Annotated in this window: 22 protein-coding genes, 1 tRNA gene and 1 pseudogene; 10 read left to right on the plus strand and 14 right to left on the minus strand. The window is 71.1% G+C overall.

The window, feature by feature from the left end; genetic code table 11:
• Nucleotides 1–173: 173 nt before the first annotated feature.
• From ABFX50_RS47005 to ABFX50_RS47015, 3 genes are read right to left on the minus strand one after another with little or no spacing between them, the layout of a single operon-like run.
• Nucleotides 174–806, minus strand: a complete 633-nt coding sequence (locus ABFX50_RS47005) for an SRPBCC family protein (protein ID WP_183647350.1) — start codon at nucleotides 804–806, stop codon at nucleotides 174–176.
• 31 nt (nucleotides 807–837) lie between these two features.
• On the minus strand, nucleotides 838–1,221 hold the full coding sequence (locus ABFX50_RS47010; RefSeq protein WP_183647352.1) for a hypothetical protein: 384 nt from the start codon (nucleotides 1,219–1,221) through the stop codon (nucleotides 838–840).
• Nucleotides 1,218–1,580, minus strand: a complete 363-nt coding sequence (locus tag ABFX50_RS47015) for a hypothetical protein (RefSeq protein WP_346156934.1) — start codon at nucleotides 1,578–1,580, stop codon at nucleotides 1,218–1,220. Before ABFX50_RS47015 ends, ABFX50_RS47010 begins: the two co-directional genes overlap by 4 nt.
• Nucleotides 1,581–1,667: 87 nt before the next feature.
• Here ABFX50_RS47015 and ABFX50_RS47020 point away from each other — a divergent pair, with 87 nt between their 5' ends.
• On the plus strand, nucleotides 1,668–2,162 hold the full coding sequence (locus ABFX50_RS47020; RefSeq protein ID WP_183647357.1) for a 2-thiouracil desulfurase family protein: 495 nt from the start codon (nucleotides 1,668–1,670) through the stop codon (nucleotides 2,160–2,162).
• On the opposite strand, the gene ABFX50_RS47025 is transcribed toward ABFX50_RS47020, so the two are convergent.
• From ABFX50_RS47025 to ABFX50_RS47035, 3 genes are all read right to left on the minus strand, one after another.
• Complete coding sequence (locus tag ABFX50_RS47025; protein WP_346156937.1) at nucleotides 2,138–2,518, minus strand: hypothetical protein; 381 nt, start codon at nucleotides 2,516–2,518, stop codon at nucleotides 2,138–2,140. The genes ABFX50_RS47020 and ABFX50_RS47025 overlap by 25 nt on opposite strands.
• Nucleotides 2,519–2,610: 92 nt before the next feature.
• Nucleotides 2,611–3,240, minus strand: coding sequence for a helix-turn-helix transcriptional regulator (locus ABFX50_RS47030; RefSeq protein ID WP_346156939.1), 630 nt, complete (start codon nucleotides 3,238–3,240; stop codon nucleotides 2,611–2,613).
• Between the two features lie 35 nt (nucleotides 3,241–3,275).
• The gene (locus tag ABFX50_RS47035; RefSeq protein ID WP_346156941.1) at nucleotides 3,276–3,932 is read right to left on the minus strand and encodes a hypothetical protein; all 657 of its coding nucleotides are present in this window, start codon (nucleotides 3,930–3,932) and stop codon (nucleotides 3,276–3,278) included.
• 111 nt (nucleotides 3,933–4,043) lie between these two features.
• On the opposite strand from ABFX50_RS47035, the gene ABFX50_RS47040 reads away from it, so the two are divergent.
• The 5 genes and pseudogenes from ABFX50_RS47040 (at nucleotide 4,044) to ABFX50_RS47060 (ending at nucleotide 7,827) form a co-directional block, all read left to right on the plus strand.
• Nucleotides 4,044–5,024, plus strand: coding sequence for a serine hydrolase domain-containing protein (locus ABFX50_RS47040; protein WP_346156944.1), 981 nt, complete (start codon nucleotides 4,044–4,046; stop codon nucleotides 5,022–5,024).
• Nucleotides 5,025–5,064: 40 nt separating this feature from the next.
• Nucleotides 5,065–6,120: a phosphoribosyltransferase family protein gene (locus ABFX50_RS47045; protein WP_346156948.1), complete on the plus strand. Its 1,056-nt coding sequence runs from the start codon at nucleotides 5,065–5,067 to the stop codon at nucleotides 6,118–6,120.
• 24 nt (nucleotides 6,121–6,144) lie between these two features.
• Nucleotides 6,145–6,531, plus strand: coding sequence for a winged helix-turn-helix transcriptional regulator (locus ABFX50_RS47050; RefSeq protein WP_346156950.1), 387 nt, complete (start codon nucleotides 6,145–6,147; stop codon nucleotides 6,529–6,531).
• Between the two features lie 176 nt (nucleotides 6,532–6,707).
• Nucleotides 6,708–7,106, plus strand: a pseudogene (locus ABFX50_RS47055) (DsbA family protein); the annotation flags it as partial.
• Between the two features lie 262 nt (nucleotides 7,107–7,368).
• Complete coding sequence (locus ABFX50_RS47060) at nucleotides 7,369–7,827, plus strand: hypothetical protein (protein ID WP_346156951.1); 459 nt, start codon at nucleotides 7,369–7,371, stop codon at nucleotides 7,825–7,827.
• Here the strand turns inward: ABFX50_RS47060 and ABFX50_RS47065 are convergent.
• Nucleotides 7,809–8,564 carry an SDR family oxidoreductase gene (locus ABFX50_RS47065; protein WP_346156954.1) on the minus strand — a complete coding sequence of 252 codons (756 nt, stop codon included), beginning with the start codon at nucleotides 8,562–8,564 and terminating at the stop codon, nucleotides 7,809–7,811. The two genes, ABFX50_RS47060 and ABFX50_RS47065, sit on opposite strands and share 19 nt — an antisense overlap.
• Nucleotides 8,565–8,836: 272 nt before the next feature.
• On the opposite strand from ABFX50_RS47065, the gene ABFX50_RS47070 reads away from it, so the two are divergent.
• Entirely contained in the window at nucleotides 8,837–8,998 is a 162-nt protein-coding gene (locus tag ABFX50_RS47070; protein ID WP_346156957.1) for a hypothetical protein, read from the plus strand.
• Nucleotides 8,999–9,053: 55 nt separating this feature from the next.
• Here ABFX50_RS47070 and ABFX50_RS47075 read toward each other — a convergent pair whose 3' ends face one another.
• Nucleotides 9,054–9,503 carry a MarR family winged helix-turn-helix transcriptional regulator gene (locus ABFX50_RS47075; RefSeq protein ID WP_346156959.1) on the minus strand — a complete coding sequence of 150 codons (450 nt, stop codon included), beginning with the start codon at nucleotides 9,501–9,503 and terminating at the stop codon, nucleotides 9,054–9,056.
• Nucleotides 9,504–9,576: 73 nt separating this feature from the next.
• Here ABFX50_RS47075 and ABFX50_RS47080 point away from each other — a divergent pair, with 73 nt between their 5' ends.
• The 3 genes from ABFX50_RS47080 (at nucleotide 9,577) to ABFX50_RS47090 (ending at nucleotide 10,928) form a co-directional block, all read left to right on the plus strand.
• A complete protein-coding gene (locus tag ABFX50_RS47080; protein ID WP_346156962.1) occupies nucleotides 9,577–9,951 on the plus strand; it encodes a cupin domain-containing protein in 375 nt (124 codons plus the stop codon).
• The gene (locus ABFX50_RS47085) at nucleotides 9,951–10,328 is read left to right on the plus strand and encodes a cupin domain-containing protein (RefSeq protein WP_346156964.1); all 378 of its coding nucleotides are present in this window, start codon (nucleotides 9,951–9,953) and stop codon (nucleotides 10,326–10,328) included. The genes ABFX50_RS47080 and ABFX50_RS47085 overlap by 1 nt, the downstream gene beginning before the upstream one ends.
• A 123-nt stretch (nucleotides 10,329–10,451) precedes the next feature.
• Nucleotides 10,452–10,928: a COG4315 family predicted lipoprotein gene (locus ABFX50_RS47090; protein WP_346156967.1), complete on the plus strand. Its 477-nt coding sequence runs from the start codon at nucleotides 10,452–10,454 to the stop codon at nucleotides 10,926–10,928.
• A 64-nt stretch (nucleotides 10,929–10,992) separates the two neighbouring features.
• On the opposite strand, the gene lepB is transcribed toward ABFX50_RS47090, so the two are convergent.
• The 6 genes from lepB to ABFX50_RS47120 all read right to left on the minus strand — a co-directional run bounded on the left by lepB (nucleotide 10,993) and on the right by ABFX50_RS47120 (nucleotide 15,219).
• Entirely contained in the window at nucleotides 10,993–11,487 is a 495-nt protein-coding gene (gene lepB / locus ABFX50_RS47095) for a signal peptidase I (RefSeq protein ID WP_346156970.1), read from the minus strand.
• On the minus strand, nucleotides 11,484–13,295 hold the full coding sequence (locus tag ABFX50_RS47100; protein WP_346156973.1) for an ABC transporter ATP-binding protein: 1,812 nt from the start codon (nucleotides 13,293–13,295) through the stop codon (nucleotides 11,484–11,486). Before ABFX50_RS47100 ends, lepB begins: the two co-directional genes overlap by 4 nt.
• Nucleotides 13,292–13,804 carry a TlpA family protein disulfide reductase gene (locus ABFX50_RS47105; RefSeq protein WP_346156974.1) on the minus strand — a complete coding sequence of 171 codons (513 nt, stop codon included), beginning with the start codon at nucleotides 13,802–13,804 and terminating at the stop codon, nucleotides 13,292–13,294. The genes ABFX50_RS47100 and ABFX50_RS47105 overlap by 4 nt, the downstream gene beginning before the upstream one ends.
• Nucleotides 13,805–14,311, minus strand: a complete 507-nt coding sequence (locus ABFX50_RS47110) for a MauE/DoxX family redox-associated membrane protein (protein WP_346156976.1) — start codon at nucleotides 14,309–14,311, stop codon at nucleotides 13,805–13,807.
• A 67-nt stretch (nucleotides 14,312–14,378) separates the two neighbouring features.
• The gene (locus ABFX50_RS47115) at nucleotides 14,379–14,537 is read right to left on the minus strand and encodes a hypothetical protein (protein WP_183647410.1); all 159 of its coding nucleotides are present in this window, start codon (nucleotides 14,535–14,537) and stop codon (nucleotides 14,379–14,381) included.
• 609 nt (nucleotides 14,538–15,146) lie between these two features.
• Nucleotides 15,147–15,219: transfer RNA gene (locus ABFX50_RS47120), tRNA-Ala, on the minus strand.
• Nucleotides 15,220–15,232 lie beyond the last annotated feature (13 nt).

Consider the following 15,232-nt stretch of genomic DNA (forward strand, 5'->3'; position numbering starts at 1 on the left):
AAAACGCTCGGCTGGGAAACCCCAGCCGAGCGTCTCGCTATGCTGCTGGCCGCAGCCAGTTGATCAATCAGTGTTGCGACGACCTCTGGAATTCGCCTGAGGGACGGGGGCTGGCGAGGGCCGGGCGGGAGGGCGCCGCGGCTCCTCGCTCGAACAGCGGCTTTCGCCGGCCGTTACAGGATCGGACCCGGCGCGGGCGGCGGCTCCTCGCCGGGACGGCGACCGGCGGGCGGAACCGGACCGGGGCCGGGAGGCGGGAGCGGCGACTGCGGAGGGAAGTCGTTGCCGACGGTGCCGGGCGGCATCGGCTGGTCGAAGCCTCCGGTGCCAGGGGCGGCCGAGCCCCGCTGGTGCTTGCCTGGCACGTCGCCCCGCCACGCGCCGGTCTCTGTGCCGCGGGACTCGATGAAGTCCTTGAAGCGCTCGAGGTCGCCGCGCACCCGCGCGCGCACGATCTGGAGCCAGTCGCCGACGGTCTCGATGAACCCCTGAGGGTCATAGTCCATCTGCAGCGTGACCCTGGTCGTGGCGTCGTCGAGCCGGTGGAAGGTCACCACTCCGGCCTGGTGCGGCGAGTCCACCGAACGCCAGGCGATGCGCTCGTCCGGGTGCTGCTCGGTGATCTCGGCCTCGAACTCGCGGGTCACCCCCGCGATGTCCACCAGCCACTGGGTGCGGGTGTCGGTCAGCTGTTTGACCGACTCCACGCCCTCCATGAACTGAGGGAAGCTTTCGAACTGTGTCCACTGGTCATATGCGACACGGACCGGGACCCTGACGTCAACTGAATGTTCGATGGTGCTCATGGAGAGATGAGCTGCCCACTCATGCGGACGGCTAACGCCTGCGCCAGAGCCAGTAGAGACCCACGAGCGGCAGGACCAGCGGGATGAACAGGTAGCCCTTGCCGTAGGTGGACCACACTGTGTCGTCAGGGAAGGCCGACGGCGCGAGCAGACTGGCCGTGCCGATCACCAGCACACCCGCCAGCTCGATGCCGAGCGCCCACAGCGCCAGACGGCGCGCGCCACGGGCCAGCGCGACGGTCAGCACGACGTAGACCGCGGCGGCGAAGGCGGACAGGGAGTAGGCCAGCGGCGCCTCGCCGAACCTGGTGAGGATCTGCACGGTCGCCCGAGCCCCCGCGGCCAGCGCGAACAGACCGTAGAGGGCGAGCAGCGCCCGCCCTGGACCCGTGCCGATACCGGTGCCGCCCGTCATGCGACGCCCTGCCAGATCTGCAGCAGGCGGCCCGTCATCACCGCGACCGCGAACCCCGCCACGACCAGGATCGCCGACCCCCACCTGCTCCGCTCGGCCAGGGCGAGGAAGACGCCCGCGGGCGGGATCAGCACGGTGCCTGCGAGATAGCCGAAGAGCGTGGCCTTGTCCTGCGGCCCCTCGCCGCCCGCCACGGTCGCGATCGCCACGCCCGCCTGCGCCAGCAGCGCCACCTCGAGGACGGCGAAGCCGATCAGCAGGACCATGCCCATCGCCCTGTCGCGGATGGCGACGATCAGGCTCACGAGGGTCAGCAGCAGCGCGGCGACGATCACGCAGGTCGCCAGGGTGGTGTTCATCGCGGGACAGGCTATCGCGCGCCCACCCCGGTCCCGATACCTGCCGCGACCACGCTCGTCAGCTGTCGCGGGCATACGATTGACGGAGTGGAACGCATTCTGGTCAGCGCCTGCCTGATGGGGCGCCGTGTCCGTTACGACGGGGGCGCGAAGACCAGCCGCGACGCCCTGCTCGCCGAGTGGCGGGAGCAGGGCAGGCTGGTCCCCTTCTGCCCCGAGGTCGAGGGCGGACTGCCGACGCCGCGCCCCGCCGCCGAGATCGAGGGCGGCGCGGGCGGCGCCGCCGTGCTCGCGGGGGCCGCCCGCGTGCTGACCACCGAGGGCGAGGACGTCACCGGCGCCTTCATGGCGGGGGCACAGGCCGCCCTCGCCGTCGCCACCTCCTTCGGCATCAAGCTGGCCGTCCTCAAGGAGGGCAGCCCGTCATGCGGCGCGCTGTCCGTCTACGACGGCACCTTCCGCGGGCACAGGACCCCCGGGCAGGGCGTCACGACGAGCCTGCTGGAGCTGCACGGCATCAGGGTCTTCACCGAGGACCACGTCGCCGAGGCGGGCGCCTACCTGCGCGCCCTCGAGGCGTAGAGGGCGCCGCCCAGGCTCAGCGCGAGCAGTGTCGCGATGATCCGGTGGTACCAGTCGTTGAGCGGGGTGGACTGCCCGCCGCCGAAGGTGATGGCGACGATGCCGAGCAGCACGCCGCCCAGGGCGATGGCGGGGCCGAGACGCAGTCCGGTCCACGCCCACGGCCTGCCGACGAGCGCGCCGTACGCGCCGGCGAGCAGGGCGCTGCCGCAGACGATCTCGACGATCACGGCGGGCACGACCACGGGCTCGGTGACGGGCCCGATGGCGAAGCCGGTGTGCAGGAGCGCCCCGAGGTAGAAGCTGAGGGCGTAGACGATGGCGAGCGCGCCGAGGCTCTTCCTGAGAGTGTTCACCGCCCCACGGTCGCAACCTCGGGCGCCGGGCGAATCCGCCCCGCGAGGACATCGCGGCTACGCCGCCGGGCGTAGCGGCGGCCTGCGCGCCTTCACCATGTCCGCCCCGCCAGCGCGAGGGCCAGCTGGAAGCGGCTGCGCGCACCGTACCTGTCGAGCAGGACCCGCACCGTGGCGGTCACGGTGCGCTCGCTGACGCCGAGACGGCGGGCCACGACGGCGTCGGTGCACCCCTCGGCCAGGAGTTCGACCACCGCGCGCTCCCTCGCGCTCAGCTCGGGGGGCGCGGCGACCGTCCAGTGCCGCTCGAACATCGCCAGCAGCCCCGCCACCAGCGCGGGCGCCCAGACCTCCAGATGGTCGCCATCGGGGTCGGCGGGGTCGGCGGGGAGCAGGGCCACGCGGCGGTCGACGATGTTGAGCGAGGTCGGCAGCGTCGCGGCACGCCGGTGGTCGCCGTCGATCACCGCCAGGTCGGCGGCGTCCACGCGCGGCGTCGCGGCCCCGACCGGCGCGAGCGTGCGCAGGAGGACCCCGCGCAGGTGGCGCTCTCTTGCGGCGGGCAGCGCGCGCCGCACCGCCTCCTCGTCCACGCTCATCGCGGCGTACATCCCCAGGTGCTCGCGACGCGCCCCGGAGAGCAGCTCGCGGCCCCTGGCCGCCACCAGCCGCGAGGGCACCCGCCGCACCTGCGGCCCTTCCACCCTGCCTGGAGCGAGCACGGCGCCCATTGTCACACGCGGCGTCCCACGCGCCGTCACATGCTCCACGCCTCGTGGACCGTGGTGACCGCGGACGAGGACGGCCTGCCCTCGTTCCACGTGACGGCGGGAGCCCCCGGCACGGCCACGCCGCCGACCGTGATCGAGGCGCTGCGGCACGGCACGAGCTGCATGGACAGGCCGTGACTCACCCCCTGGATCGGGAAGTCAGCGATGCCGACGGGCCTGGCGTCGAGCGGGTCGCCGATCCTGACCGTGAGGTCGCCCGCCCCCGCGAGGGCGCCTCTGAGGGGATCGATCCTGACGTGCACGGCCGCCCGCTCCACGCGTACGGCGGGCCACGACGGCAGCGCCTTGGCCTCGTCGAAGTGCCGCACGAAGTGCTCCTCGATCCAGCGGGCGAGCCGGGGCTCGTCGCCGATCACGCGCAGCCCGCCGGGCGTCCACACCACGAGCGCGGCGCCCGAGCCGTAGCGCGACCAGTCGACCCGCCACACCGAGGCGTAAGCGGTGGGCCGCCCCTCCTCGTACAGGGTCACGAACGGATTGGCCCCGGCCAGGAGCGGCTCGCGGGTCACGTAGGGGTCGGCGGCGGCGGTCCCGCCCATGACGTTCACTCCCATGAGGCCCGCTCCCGCTGTGGCCAGCCCGGCCAGCAGGGCGCGCCTGCGGTTGACGACGATGTTCGGCATGCGCCGATCATGTCCAGGCGCCGGGCGGGGAGAGAAGCGCGTTGCGGATTCCCGCAGCAAGGGCTTGACTCTCACACCGTGTCACGACGTACTGCTGGAGGAATGCACACGATGAACCCTCACGAGGCGGGCTTCGCCCCCGATCTCGCCGACCGTCTGAAGGCCCCCGCCGCCGAGCTGCACGGCCTGGTGATCATGAAGGACAGCAGGCTGGTCCTCGAGCACTACGGCGAAGGTGAGGACCACTCGTGGGGGATCTCCCACGGAGTGGTCGATTTCGGCCCCGACACGCTGCACGACCTGAGGTCGGTGACCAAGAGCGTGGTCAGCCTCCTGTACGGCATCGCCCTGGCCGACGGCCTGGTGCCCGAGCCGCACGAGCCGCTGCTCGCGCACTTCCCCGAATATCCCGACCTTTCGGCCGACCCGCGCAGGGCGGCGCTGAGAGTCGAGCACGCGCTGACGATGACGCTCGGCCTGGAGTGGAGGGAGGATCTGCCCTACACCACGCCCGAGAACAGCGAGATCGCGATGGAGATGGCCTCTGACCGGCACAGGTTCGTGCTGGACCGGCCGATCGTCGCCGAACCTGGCGAGAGCTGGAACTACAACGGAGGCAGCTCGGCCATCCTGGCCAGGCTCGTGGTCAAGGGCGCGGGCGAGCCGCTGCCCGAGTTCGCGCGCAGGCGGCTGTTCGAACCGCTGGGCATCACCCGCTTCGAGTGGATGGCGGGCGACGACGGGGTGCACTCGGCGGCCGCGGGGCTGCGGATGACGCCCCGCGACCTGGCCCTGCTCGGGCAGGCCGTCCTGGAGGGCGGCGCGGGGGTCATCCCCTCCTCGTGGCTGGAGCAGGCGCTGCGCCCGCGCGTGGAGCTGGGCGAGGGCTCGGCCTACGGCTACCAGTGGTGGCTGGGCACCGGTCGGCCGCCGACGCTGTCCGCCAACGGCAACGGCGGCCAGCGGCTCGTCCTCTATCCGGAGCTGGGACTCGTCGTCGCGATGACGGCGGGCCGCTACGACGACCCCGACAGCTGGCGTGCGCCCCAGGCCGTCCTCGACGTGCTGCTCGAGGCGCGCACCGAGGCCTGATCACCGGTGTCAAACGCGGGCGCGGGGGCAGCGGGACAGCATGTTCATCGATCGCGCCGACGCCGGCAGGCGGCTGGCCGTCAGGCTGCTCCATCTGGCGAGTGAGGAGCCCGTGGTACTCGGACTGCCGGAGGGCGGCGTGCCCGTCGCCTTCGAGGTGGCCCGCGAGCTCGACGCGCCGCTGGACGTGGCGGGGGTGTCCGCCGAGGATGAGGGGACAGGGCCAGGAGGCGACGGGGTCGCGCTCGCCGGCCGTACGGTGATCGTGGTCGGCGACGGGCTCGCCTCCGGCTCTACGGCCAGGGCGGCGTGCGCGGCGGCCAGGGCGAGCGGGGCGGCCAGGGTCGTCATGGCGGCTCCCCTGCGGGCGCGGGAGGCCGTCGTGCCCGAGGCCGACGAGGTGGTCTGCCTGATCGAGCCCGAAGGCCCGCGCGCGGTGGGCGAGTGGTACGAGGACTTCGGGCAGGTGACAGAGGCGGACGTGAGCGCCATGCTCGGCAGGGCCGCGACCGCTCCGCGCGCCCGCGACGTCGAGCTGACCGCGCCGCAGGGCGCGGGCGGCATGGTGGTGTTCGCGCACGGCGGCGGCAGCAGCAGGCACAGCCCGCGCAACAGGCGCGTCGCCGCGGCGCTCCAGGAGGCGCGCCTGGGCACGCTGCTGTTCGACCTGACCCGTCCGGAGGAGGACGTCTTCGACGTCCCGCTGCTGGCCAGGCGGTTGAGCGAGACCGTCCGATGGGTGCGGGAGCGGACGCAGGGAGCGCGCATCGGCTACTACGGCGCCAGCACGGGCGCGGCCGCCGCGCTGTGGTCGGCCGCCGAGCTGGGCGACGACATCGCCGCCGTCGTCTCGCGGGGAGGCCGCCCCGATCTGGCTGGTCCACGGTTGGCAGGGGTCACCGCGCCGACGCTGCTCATCGTGGGCGAGCGGGACGAGCCCGTGCTCACGCTCAACCGCTCGGCGCAGGAACGCCTGCGCTGCCCGAACAAGCTGGAGATCGTGCGGGGCGCGACCCACCTGTTCGCCGAGCCCGGCACCCTCGACACGGTGGCCGAACTGGCCCGCGCGTGGTTCGTCAGGCATCTGAACCGCTGAGCTATCTCACGGTAAGCTCGGTGCATGAAAGTGAGCCCGGATCCGAGCACTGACGCCTTCAACAAGGACTGCCCGGGCAGAGAGGTGTTCGACCACGTGACCAGCCGGTGGGGCATCCTCGTGCTGGCGGCGCTGCGCGACGGCCCGCTCCGCTTCTACCAGCTGCGCGACCGCATCGGCGGCATCAGCGAGAAGATGCTCTCGCAGAACCTGCGCGTCCTGACCCGCGACGGGCTGGTGGAGCGCATGGTGGAGCCGGACATCCCACCCAAGGTCTCCTATCGGCTGAGCCCGCTGGGCCAGGAGGGCTCTGCGCCCCTTCGCACCCTGCTCGACTGGATCGCCCTGCGCTCGCCCGACATCCTGCTCGCGCAGAGCCGGCACGACGCGAACCTTTCCCCCCACTCCTGAGTCACATATCGGGGGCCCATTCGCCACGGGGAAAGGACTCGACGCATGCCTGTCGACCTCGACAACGCGCAACCCCTCGCCTGGGACTCGGCCACGCTCGACCCTGACACCAGGGAGATGCTCGACAATTCGCTGTCGCGCTGTTCGTCACCGACCTGGCCTTCGACGATCCCGTCGTGCAGAGCCAGGCGAAGATCGGCATCATCGCGGGTTCGCTGGTGGCGGCGGGGCTGGGCTGGCTGATCTTCAAGCTGGCCTGGAACCAGGGCGGCGTCTGCGCCCCTCCAGGCCTCGAGCCCGATGAGCCGCTGCCGGACACGCTGGCCGTGCCCGTGCACGCGGGCGATCACTCGCGCGGCACCGAGGACGCGGCCGTGACGCTCGTCGAGTACGGCGACTTCGAGTGCCCCTACTGCGGGCGGCTGTACGAGATCCTCGAACGGCTGCGCGAGCGCCGTCCTGACGTGCGGATGGTGTTCAGGCACTTCCCGCTGCGCGAGATGCATCCCCGCTCGCTGCCCGCGGCGCTGGCGGCCGAGGCGGCGGGCGAGGCGGGCAGGTTCTGGGAGATGCACGACGTGCTCTACCGCAACCAGGACCGCCTGGGCGACGCCGAGCTGGAGCGGTACGCCGCCGACCTCGGCGTGCGCCCGTGGACCCGGCCGCGACGAGCACCTGAGGCGGATCGAGGAGGACGAGAGCTCGGGCCTCGACAGCGGGGTGCGCGGCACGCCCACGCTGTTCGTCAACGGCGCGCGCTACACCGGCCCCCTCACGCTGGAGGCGCTGACCAGGGCTCTACGGGATTCGACACCGATGCCGTAGCATCCACGGCTTATGAGCACTGCCACCTCTCTCCTCCCGCTCCTCTACCTCATCCCGACGCTCATCCTCCTGGTCGTCGGCATCGCGCTGACCGCGCGGGCCAGGGCCGAGCACGGCAGAGGCGCGACCCTCGGCCTGGTCGGCTGCGTCGTGCTGCTGGTGGCCGCGATCCTTCAGGGCGGCTACCAGGTCATGATCCCCTCGCTGGTCGAGTCGGGCGGCTTCGAGGTCATCACGATGATGTCCATGATCACCGGCCTGCTGTTCACGGTGCTCAACGTGGTCGGCATCGGGTTGCTGATCTTCGGCGTGGTCGCCCGCCGCGGCGGACCGCAGCCCCAGCAGCAGGCGCAGGGGCAGGGCTGGCAGCAGCCCTACGGCCAGCAGCCTTACGGCCAGCAGCCCCAGTACCCGCAGCAGCAGCAGCACCACCCGCAGCAGCCGCCGCCCGGTCAGTGGCCCTCCAGGTAGTCACCCCAGCCGATCGTCCCCGACGGCAGCGCCCGCGTCGTCGCGTGTCCCGCTCTGAAGGCCCTGCCCAGCCTGCCCGGCACCCGCACCCTGACGATGGGGCGCCGCACCCCCCTCGCGGCCCTCCACCGCTCGGCGAGCTCGGCCATCGTCAGCACCTCGGGGCCGCCGAACTCCTCGATCCCGCCCGAAGGCCCCTGCCCGATCCGGTCCACCAGGCGGGCCGCCACCTCGCGCACGTCCACCGGCTGCGCGCTGATCCCCGCGTCGACCAGCAGCAGGGGCAGCCTGGCGAAGACCTCGTCGACGAACTCGTGGAACTGCGTCGCCCGCACGATCGAGTACGGCACGCCGCCCTCGGCCACGATCCGCTCCCCCTTGAGCTTGGTCATGAAATAGCCCCACGGCACCGCCTCCACCCCCACGATCGAGACGTAGAGCAGGTGCCGCACCCCGGCCTTCGCCGCCGCGTCGACCAGCGCGCGGGTGCCGTCGAGCTCGACCCTGTCGGTGTAGCGGCCCTTGTACGGCGCGGCGGCCAGATGCACCACGGCCTCCACCCCCTCGACCGCCGCGGCGACGCCCTCGCCCGTGGCCAGGTCGGCCACGACCCACTCGACCGCTCCCTCGCGGGGCCGCCTGCTCACGGCGCGCACCTCGAAACCGCGCTCGGTCAGCCGCCGCACGGTCGCCACGCCCAGCCTGCCGGTGGCGCCTGTCACCAGAATTCGTCTCATGCGGCAAAGACGGAGTGGTATCGCGAATTGTGACAGCTGGCTATATTCGGGCTAGACAATGGGCCAGGGCGCGGGGGAGATCGATGAGGTCCGAGGGCGACCCCAATCCGACCGTCAGGATCCGCAGGCCACAGCCGGGGCAGGTGAGCCAGCCGCTGCCCGTGCAGCCAGGGCCTCCGGTTCCTCCGGCGCAGTCGACACCCCCTGGGCGACCCATGCCGCCGCGGCCGCCAGTTCAGTCGGGCGGCCCTGGGGAGCTCGGGTCGGGGACGGTGCGCCTGCCGTACTCGCCCGACGATCTCCCGCCCGTGGTCTACGCGCCGCCGCCGCAGGCGCGCTGGCGCTGGGCGGTGGTCGCGGTCGTGCTGGCGGCCCTGCTGCTGGCGGCGTTGATCTTCGGGGTGATCGGCCTGAACAGCGGCGCGCTCCAGTAGAGGATCCGCCAAGAACACCGCCGTTCTGAGGCCTCGGGGGCAGCAAGAGCGTCACTCAGAGCTGACGCAGCGTCCTGGCCAGGCCCTCGGGCGAGTCGCTGCGTGCCACCACCGCGGTGAGCACCTCGCGCAGCGCCCCGATCGCGGCCTCCCCCGACTCGGCGGAGAGCCGCCGCTCGAAGTCGACATGGAAGTCGTGGCCCGCGGCCAGCAGGGCGCGGGCCCGCTCCGTGAGATGCAGCATCTTCACCCTGCCGTCGGCAGGATCGGAGACGCGCTCCACGAAACCGGCCGCCACCATCTCCTCGACCGTCTTGGCCGCGCCCTGCGGGGTGATCTCCAGTCTGGCCGCCAGCTGGCTGGTGGTCATCGGCCGGACGGCGAGCACCTTCAACGCGAAACCGAACGCCGGCCGCAGGTGGGTGAACCCGCGCTCGGCCAGATGGTCGTGCAGCTCGGCCACGAACTGGTTGTAGGCCAGCCCGAGCAGGACCCCGAAATCCATGTTGACTTTCCTCTCCAGATAGACAACCATGGTTGAAAACCTCGGTTGTAGATCTGTATGGAGGATACACCCCATGCCAGTCGTCCAGGGAGCCACCGCTCCTGTATTCACCATCGGAACCACCCGCTTCACCGGTCTCGCCTCGCCCAGCAGGGGTTCCAAAGAGACCTGTGTGTGGCGCACCCACGTCGCCCCGCGCACCGAGCCGAACATCCACTCCTTCGACAGGGAGGAGGTGCTCGTCGTCACCTCGGGCTCGGGCGTGGCCCACCTCGACGGCGTCGCCCACCCCGTCACCTCGGGCGATGCGATCGTGGTGCCGGCCGGAGCCCTCTTCGGTCTGGCCAACCCGCATGACGAGCCGCTGGAGATGGTCGTGGCGCTGCCCGTCGGGGCGATGGCCAGGCTCGCCGACGGCAGCATGATCGTCCCGCCCGCGGCCGTCTGATGGCGGTCATCCAGGGGAGCAGCGCCCCGGCCTTCGCCGTCCCGCACGTCACCGCCCTCGGTCTGGCCGCGCCCAGCAGGGGCGCGAGCGAGACCTGCGCGTGGCGCTTCACCTTCGCGCCCGGCGCCCCCACCGACACCACGCACATGGTCGACAGGGAGGAGATCTTCGTGGTGCTCTCCGGCGGCGTGACCGCCAGGCTGGAGGGCGCCGAGCACCTGCTGGTGGCCGGCGACGCGCTCATCGTGCCGCCGCACACCCCCTTCGCGCTGGGCAACCCGAACGACGAGCCCGCCGAACTGGTCGCCGTGCTGCCGGTCGGCGGGCAGGCGATCATGCAGGACATGGAGCCGTTCGTCCCACCGTGGGCTCGCTGACCCCCAGCCCGGCCAGGTGGTGAGGTCGCCGAGCGTAAGTTTTCCGTAAGGTCCTGGCCACCAGGTGAACCCGGGCCCGGCCTCTCCCGTGCCGGGGGTATGAGGAAAATTCTGGCTCCCCTGATGGGGACTGTCGCCGTCTCCCTCGTGATCGCCGGGGGCGGCGGGCACAGCATCGAGGGCGCCGCCATGGCCGCGTCCTCGACACCGGACGAGACCCTCTCCGGCATGTCCGACCCGAACCCGTCAGTGCGCGTGGGCGACACGGGAATCGGCAAGATCATTGTCGACGCCCAGGGGCGCACGCTCTACCTGTTCGAGAAGGACACGGGCGGGAAGTCGACGTGCTACGGCGAGTGCGCGAAGGAATGGCCGCCCTATCTCACCACGGACGCGCCCCGAGCCGGTGAGGGAGCGAAGGCCGACCTGGTCTCCACCACGACGCGCGATGACGGGTCCAAGCAGGTCGTCTACGGCAAGTGGCCGCTGTACTACTACCACGACGACAAGAAGGCAGGTGACACCACCGGTCACGACAAGGAGGAGTTCGGCGCCGAGTGGTACGCGCTCACCGCCGCGGGGATGAAGGCGTCCGGTTAGCCCGCAGACGACGAAGGGTGATTCGATCTTGATGACGCTGGACCGCGACGGTTCATTCCCCGTTTCACGGCAGGCGGCGCACCATGACGCCGACCAGCTCGTCACCCCGCACGAAGCCGAACTCTCGGGAATCCCAGCTGCTGGCCGGATTGTCGCCCAGCACGACCAGGGCGCCCGGGGGCACGACCGTCTCGGGTACGTCGCGAAGTGCGGGGACAAGGTGTCTCGGCACGGGTTCGCCCGCCACCGCGGCCGCGCGCTTGACGAGCAACCGCCAGCCGGGGTGATCCGGCTTCTCCGGCAGCTCGGCCGCATCACCCGGTTCGAGGCCCGGTGGCAATCCGACCAGCGGAGCAGGATCCGCGATCTTGACGACGACGATCTGGCCTGATCGGACCTGCCTCGTCCGGCGGACGAGCACTCTGTCCCCTGAGCGCAGATTGGGTTCCATGCTCGGCCCGTTGACAGTGGCGACCAGGTAGCGCCCGCGGATCCACCACAGCGGGGCCGCCAACGCCAGCACGGCGGATGCCCCCAGAAGCAGCTTGCCCGTCTTCACCGTGCCTCCTGGTAACCCGCGGCCTGCAGCCTGAACAGGCGGGCGTAGTGGCCGTCCGCCGCCAGCAGCATCTCATGCGCTCCCAGCTCGGCGACCCGCCCTTCGTGGAGCACGGCGATGAGGTCGGCGTCCCGGACGGCGCTGAGGCGATGGGAGATCAGCAAGCTCGTCCGGCCCGCCCGATACTCCCGGATACGGGTGTGGACCTCGTGCTCCGCCTCGGGGTCCAGACCGGAGCTGGGCTCGTCAAGGATCATCAGGTCCCTGCCGTCGCGGACGAGGGCCCTGGCCAGGGCGAGACGCTGCCACTGCCCGCCCGACAGCACCACTCCGGTCTCCGGGTCACCCTTGTCGGCCTCGGAGAAGAACATGCGCGTGAGCAGCGTGTCATAGCCGCGTGGCAGCTGCGAGATCTTGTCGTGCACTCCGGCGCGGACGGCCGCGTCCCGGATGCGGACCGGGTCGTTGAGGGAGGGCAGGTCGCCGAGCCCGATGTTCTCGGCGGCGGACATGTCGAAGTTCATGTGGTCCTGGAACACGGCACTGATCCGCTCGCGCAGCTGGGCGGGAGGAATGTCCCGCAGGTCCACGCCGTCCCACAGGATCGTGCCGCGCGTGGGGTCGTACATCCTGCACAGGAGCTTGATGAGGGTGCTCTTGCCTGCGCCGTTCAACCCCACCAGGGCGACCGCGGAGCCGTGCGGGATCGTCAGGTCGGCTCCGCGCAGCACCCACGCGTGGTCGTCGCTGTAGCGGAACCAGACGTCCCGCAGTTCGATGCCCCGGCGCAGCTCGGAGGCGGTGCCCTCGTCCACGCTCAGCAGGTCCGGCTCGGTCCTGATCACCGCGACATAGTGGGAGAAGGTAAGGAGCAGCTGATGGGTGGAGGCCACCGAGGAGACGAGCGAGTTGAGCGCGGCCTGAACGCCACCCACGGCCGCGATGAACATGGCGACGTCGCCGACGCTGATCGACCCCTGGCGGGCGGCCACGATGGCCCACCACAGCCCCGCTCCTGCGACCGACGCGCTCAACGCCGTGAGGCCGCCCTGCGTGACCAGTTCCCGGCGGTCCATCCGGCTTTCGGCCGTGTCGGCCACACGCCGCTCCGCCATCATCCGCGCGCGCAGGAACGCGCCGATGCCGAACAGCCGGATCTCGGTGGCGGCCTGCACGCCGGTGAGCAGCCGGCTGTAGAAGAACTCGCGGCGGTGGATCTGCTCGGTCTCCCATTGGAGGGTGGCTCGCCTGCGTGAGAGCAGCAGTTCGGCGACGAGGACCGGGACCGCGGCCAGCAGCACCAGCGCGGTCATGGCGGGACTCAGGATGAGCAAGGAGGCGACGAACCCGACCAGGGACAGGACACCGTGCAGGCTCCCGCAGACTCCGCTGACGAGGTCGCCGGTGGCCCCCGCGGACTCCTGCGCCAGGCGCAGCCGGTCGAGAAACACCGGATCCTCGAAACGCCGGAGACCGACCTGCCGCTCGGCCGCCGCGAACAACCGGTCGGTCGCGACCACCCGCGCGCGGCGGCCGGTCTGGACACGCAGGTAGCGGGCGATCCCCGGGAGCGCGGCGGCCGCCAGGCCGGATGCGGCCAGCCCGAGCGCGAGACCCGTGACCTCGCCCTCGGGAGCGGCCAGCCGGTCGATGACCGACTTCGTCATCCAGGCGGTGGCGATCGGGGCTGCTGCTTCGGCGAGCGTCACGAAGACGTAGCCGCTCACTCCCCCAGGAGCCGATCTCCAGGTCAGCGACATGGCCTCCGCCGCGGCAGAGGCCAGTCCCCGCGCTCCTACGGCGCTCATGCCGTCGACGCGAGGGGGAGATCCTCCATGCGGCCGCCGGCCGCGACGACGCGGTGGTCGGATCCGAGCAGGTAGAGCGCCGGGGTCCAGGTGTTCTGGAACGCGCCCGCCACCGGGCCCTCGAAGTCCTCGACAACGACCCGGGCCACCGGCGAGAGTGCTTCGACCGCCTCGGCGTCCTCACCGGCGACCACGGCCAGGACGTTCTCCCGTCCCAGGACGCTGGCCTGCGCGGCGAAGCCGGGAATGAGCTTGTGGCACGGCTCGCATCCGGCGGAGAAGAACCCGACCAGTCCCTCGACCGTGTCGTGGGAGACCTGCTCACCATCGAGGGTCACGGCGGCGAACTCGCCCACGGGCGATCCCGGCCGCAACGCGATGGGAGGACCGGCGTGCCCGGCGCCTGCTCCTCCGAGTTGCTTCAACCGGCGGATGAGACCGAAGGTGAGCAGCAGGTTGAACACGCACAGCAGGCCGATGAGCACGACGGCGGCGGTCAGGTAGGACATTCAGGAGTTCCTTGCGAAGAGATCGACGACGTCGTCGAAGGTAACGATCACGATCGCGCCGATCGCCCCCGCGGCACCCGCCAGGGCCATACCGCCGAGCGCCGGCAAGCCGTCGGGCAGGAGCACGCCGAGCGCGGCGGCGATGACCAGCAGGCTGTTGCGGACCAGGTGACGGGCTCCGAGAGGGGTGGAGGAGGCACCGAAGCAGCGGCAGGGAGCGTGTTGTCCCCGTGCCAGCGCGACGGCGATCGCCACGGTGAACGCGACGAGCATCAAGCCGGCGAGCCCGAGGCCGTACGACGTTGTCGCCGGCACCAGGACCAGGACAGGAACCAGCGCCTCCAGCAGGACGACCGCCACGGCGAGCGGGCGGAGGGCCCCGTGCGGGACCGGGACGAGCGCGGGCAGCGAACGGCGGAAAGCGTCGAAGTCCCGGACCTTCGACACCGCCGTGACCGCGAAGACCAAAGCGACCAGGCAGGCGCATCCGATCCGCACGTACTCCATCCGCACCCCCCAATGCCACGCGGGCGGCGGCAGAACCGCCGCCCGCGGGATCGCTATGTCAACCTCGTCAGCAGGTGCCGACCCTGACGGTCGTGCAACCCTCGTTCAGACAGCACTGACGCAGGTACTTCACGCCACCCGAGCAGTAGTAGTAGTTGCTGCAGCCAGCCTCCACGGTCACCTTGTGGGCAACGCGTGACAGCAGACGATCGACCAGACCGATCATGGTGTCTCCTCTCCGGCTCTAGCCGAGGTGGTTGGTGATCACGATGATCAGGTCTTCCGAATTACGGCGCAATAACCCAGCCCTAAATCCCCGAAAACGCTTGAGCGGCGCAGCTTCCGAAATTTCGGACATGCACTATTCGCCGGATCGATGTGCACCGAACGGGGGGTTAGACGACTGGACAGCACGGGGGACGGCCGAGGGCCCATCACTCTTGGATCATGGATAGTGCCTGTTCGTAGGCGCGAACAGGGTGCACTCGCGGACGCACAGGTTGTCACGGACCGGGCGAGGGAAACGCTCATCCCGACTGACTGTCAGTCCGAGCTCCCGTCATAAGCCCGTCCACCGACCTGCACACGCTTCTGCGCCGACCACGTCTTGCCCGCCCAGTCCATTGCCCGGAGCCGGCCTCGACGCGGACGAGCACGACAGCACGCCCCGCGTCAGCTCTCGACGACCCCGCAGAGCCGATCGCCCCGCTCCTGCACGTCACCGGGGCCGGAAACGCAAGAGCGGCGGTGTCATCAATGACACCGCCGCCACAAGCCTTCGGCGCTACTCGCCACCGCCCTCTAGCTGAGCCGTGTTCGTGTAACACCCTTGGGGTGGAGCTAAGGAGACTCGAACTCCTGACCCCCTCCATGCCATGGAGGTGCGCTACCAACTGCGCTATAGCCCCTGGTCACCGCTCC

Origin of the sequence: Nonomuraea recticatena (assembly GCF_039533245.1) — a bacterium.
Classification (GTDB): Bacteria; Actinomycetota; Actinomycetes; order Streptosporangiales; family Streptosporangiaceae; genus Nonomuraea; species Nonomuraea roseola.

What these genes read in the sequence shown, in the direction of transcription:
- ABFX50_RS47005 (WP_183647350.1), bottom strand. Translation starts at nt 806, where the DNA reads ATGAGCACCATCGAACATTCAGTTGACGTCAGGGTCCCGGTCCGTGTC.
- ABFX50_RS47010 (WP_183647352.1), bottom strand. Translation starts at nt 1,221, where the DNA reads ATGACGGGCGGCACCGGTATCGGCACGGGTCCAGGGCGGGCGCTGCTC.
- ABFX50_RS47015 (WP_346156934.1), bottom strand. Translation starts at nt 1,580, where the DNA reads ATGAACACCACCCTGGCGACCTGCGTGATCGTCGCCGCGCTGCTGCTG.
- ABFX50_RS47035 (WP_346156941.1), bottom strand. Translation starts at nt 3,932, where the DNA reads ATGCCGAACATCGTCGTCAACCGCAGGCGCGCCCTGCTGGCCGGGCTG.
- ABFX50_RS47040 (WP_346156944.1), top strand. Translation starts at nt 4,044, where the DNA reads ATGAACCCTCACGAGGCGGGCTTCGCCCCCGATCTCGCCGACCGTCTG.
- ABFX50_RS47045 (WP_346156948.1), top strand. Translation starts at nt 5,065, where the DNA reads ATGTTCATCGATCGCGCCGACGCCGGCAGGCGGCTGGCCGTCAGGCTG.
- ABFX50_RS47050 (WP_346156950.1), top strand. Translation starts at nt 6,145, where the DNA reads ATGAAAGTGAGCCCGGATCCGAGCACTGACGCCTTCAACAAGGACTGC.
- ABFX50_RS47060 (WP_346156951.1), top strand. Translation starts at nt 7,369, where the DNA reads ATGAGCACTGCCACCTCTCTCCTCCCGCTCCTCTACCTCATCCCGACG.
- ABFX50_RS47065 (WP_346156954.1), bottom strand. Translation starts at nt 8,564, where the DNA reads ATGAGACGAATTCTGGTGACAGGCGCCACCGGCAGGCTGGGCGTGGCG.
- ABFX50_RS47075 (WP_346156959.1), bottom strand. Translation starts at nt 9,503, where the DNA reads ATGGATTTCGGGGTCCTGCTCGGGCTGGCCTACAACCAGTTCGTGGCC.
- ABFX50_RS47080 (WP_346156962.1), top strand. Translation starts at nt 9,577, where the DNA reads ATGCCAGTCGTCCAGGGAGCCACCGCTCCTGTATTCACCATCGGAACC.
- ABFX50_RS47085 (WP_346156964.1), top strand. Translation starts at nt 9,951, where the DNA reads ATGGCGGTCATCCAGGGGAGCAGCGCCCCGGCCTTCGCCGTCCCGCAC.
- ABFX50_RS47090 (WP_346156967.1), top strand. Translation starts at nt 10,452, where the DNA reads ATGGGGACTGTCGCCGTCTCCCTCGTGATCGCCGGGGGCGGCGGGCAC.
- ABFX50_RS47100 (WP_346156973.1), bottom strand. Translation starts at nt 13,295, where the DNA reads ATGAGCGCCGTAGGAGCGCGGGGACTGGCCTCTGCCGCGGCGGAGGCC.
- ABFX50_RS47105 (WP_346156974.1), bottom strand. Translation starts at nt 13,804, where the DNA reads ATGTCCTACCTGACCGCCGCCGTCGTGCTCATCGGCCTGCTGTGCGTG.
- ABFX50_RS47110 (WP_346156976.1), bottom strand. Translation starts at nt 14,311, where the DNA reads ATGGAGTACGTGCGGATCGGATGCGCCTGCCTGGTCGCTTTGGTCTTC.
- ABFX50_RS47115 (WP_183647410.1), bottom strand. Translation starts at nt 14,537, where the DNA reads ATGATCGGTCTGGTCGATCGTCTGCTGTCACGCGTTGCCCACAAGGTG.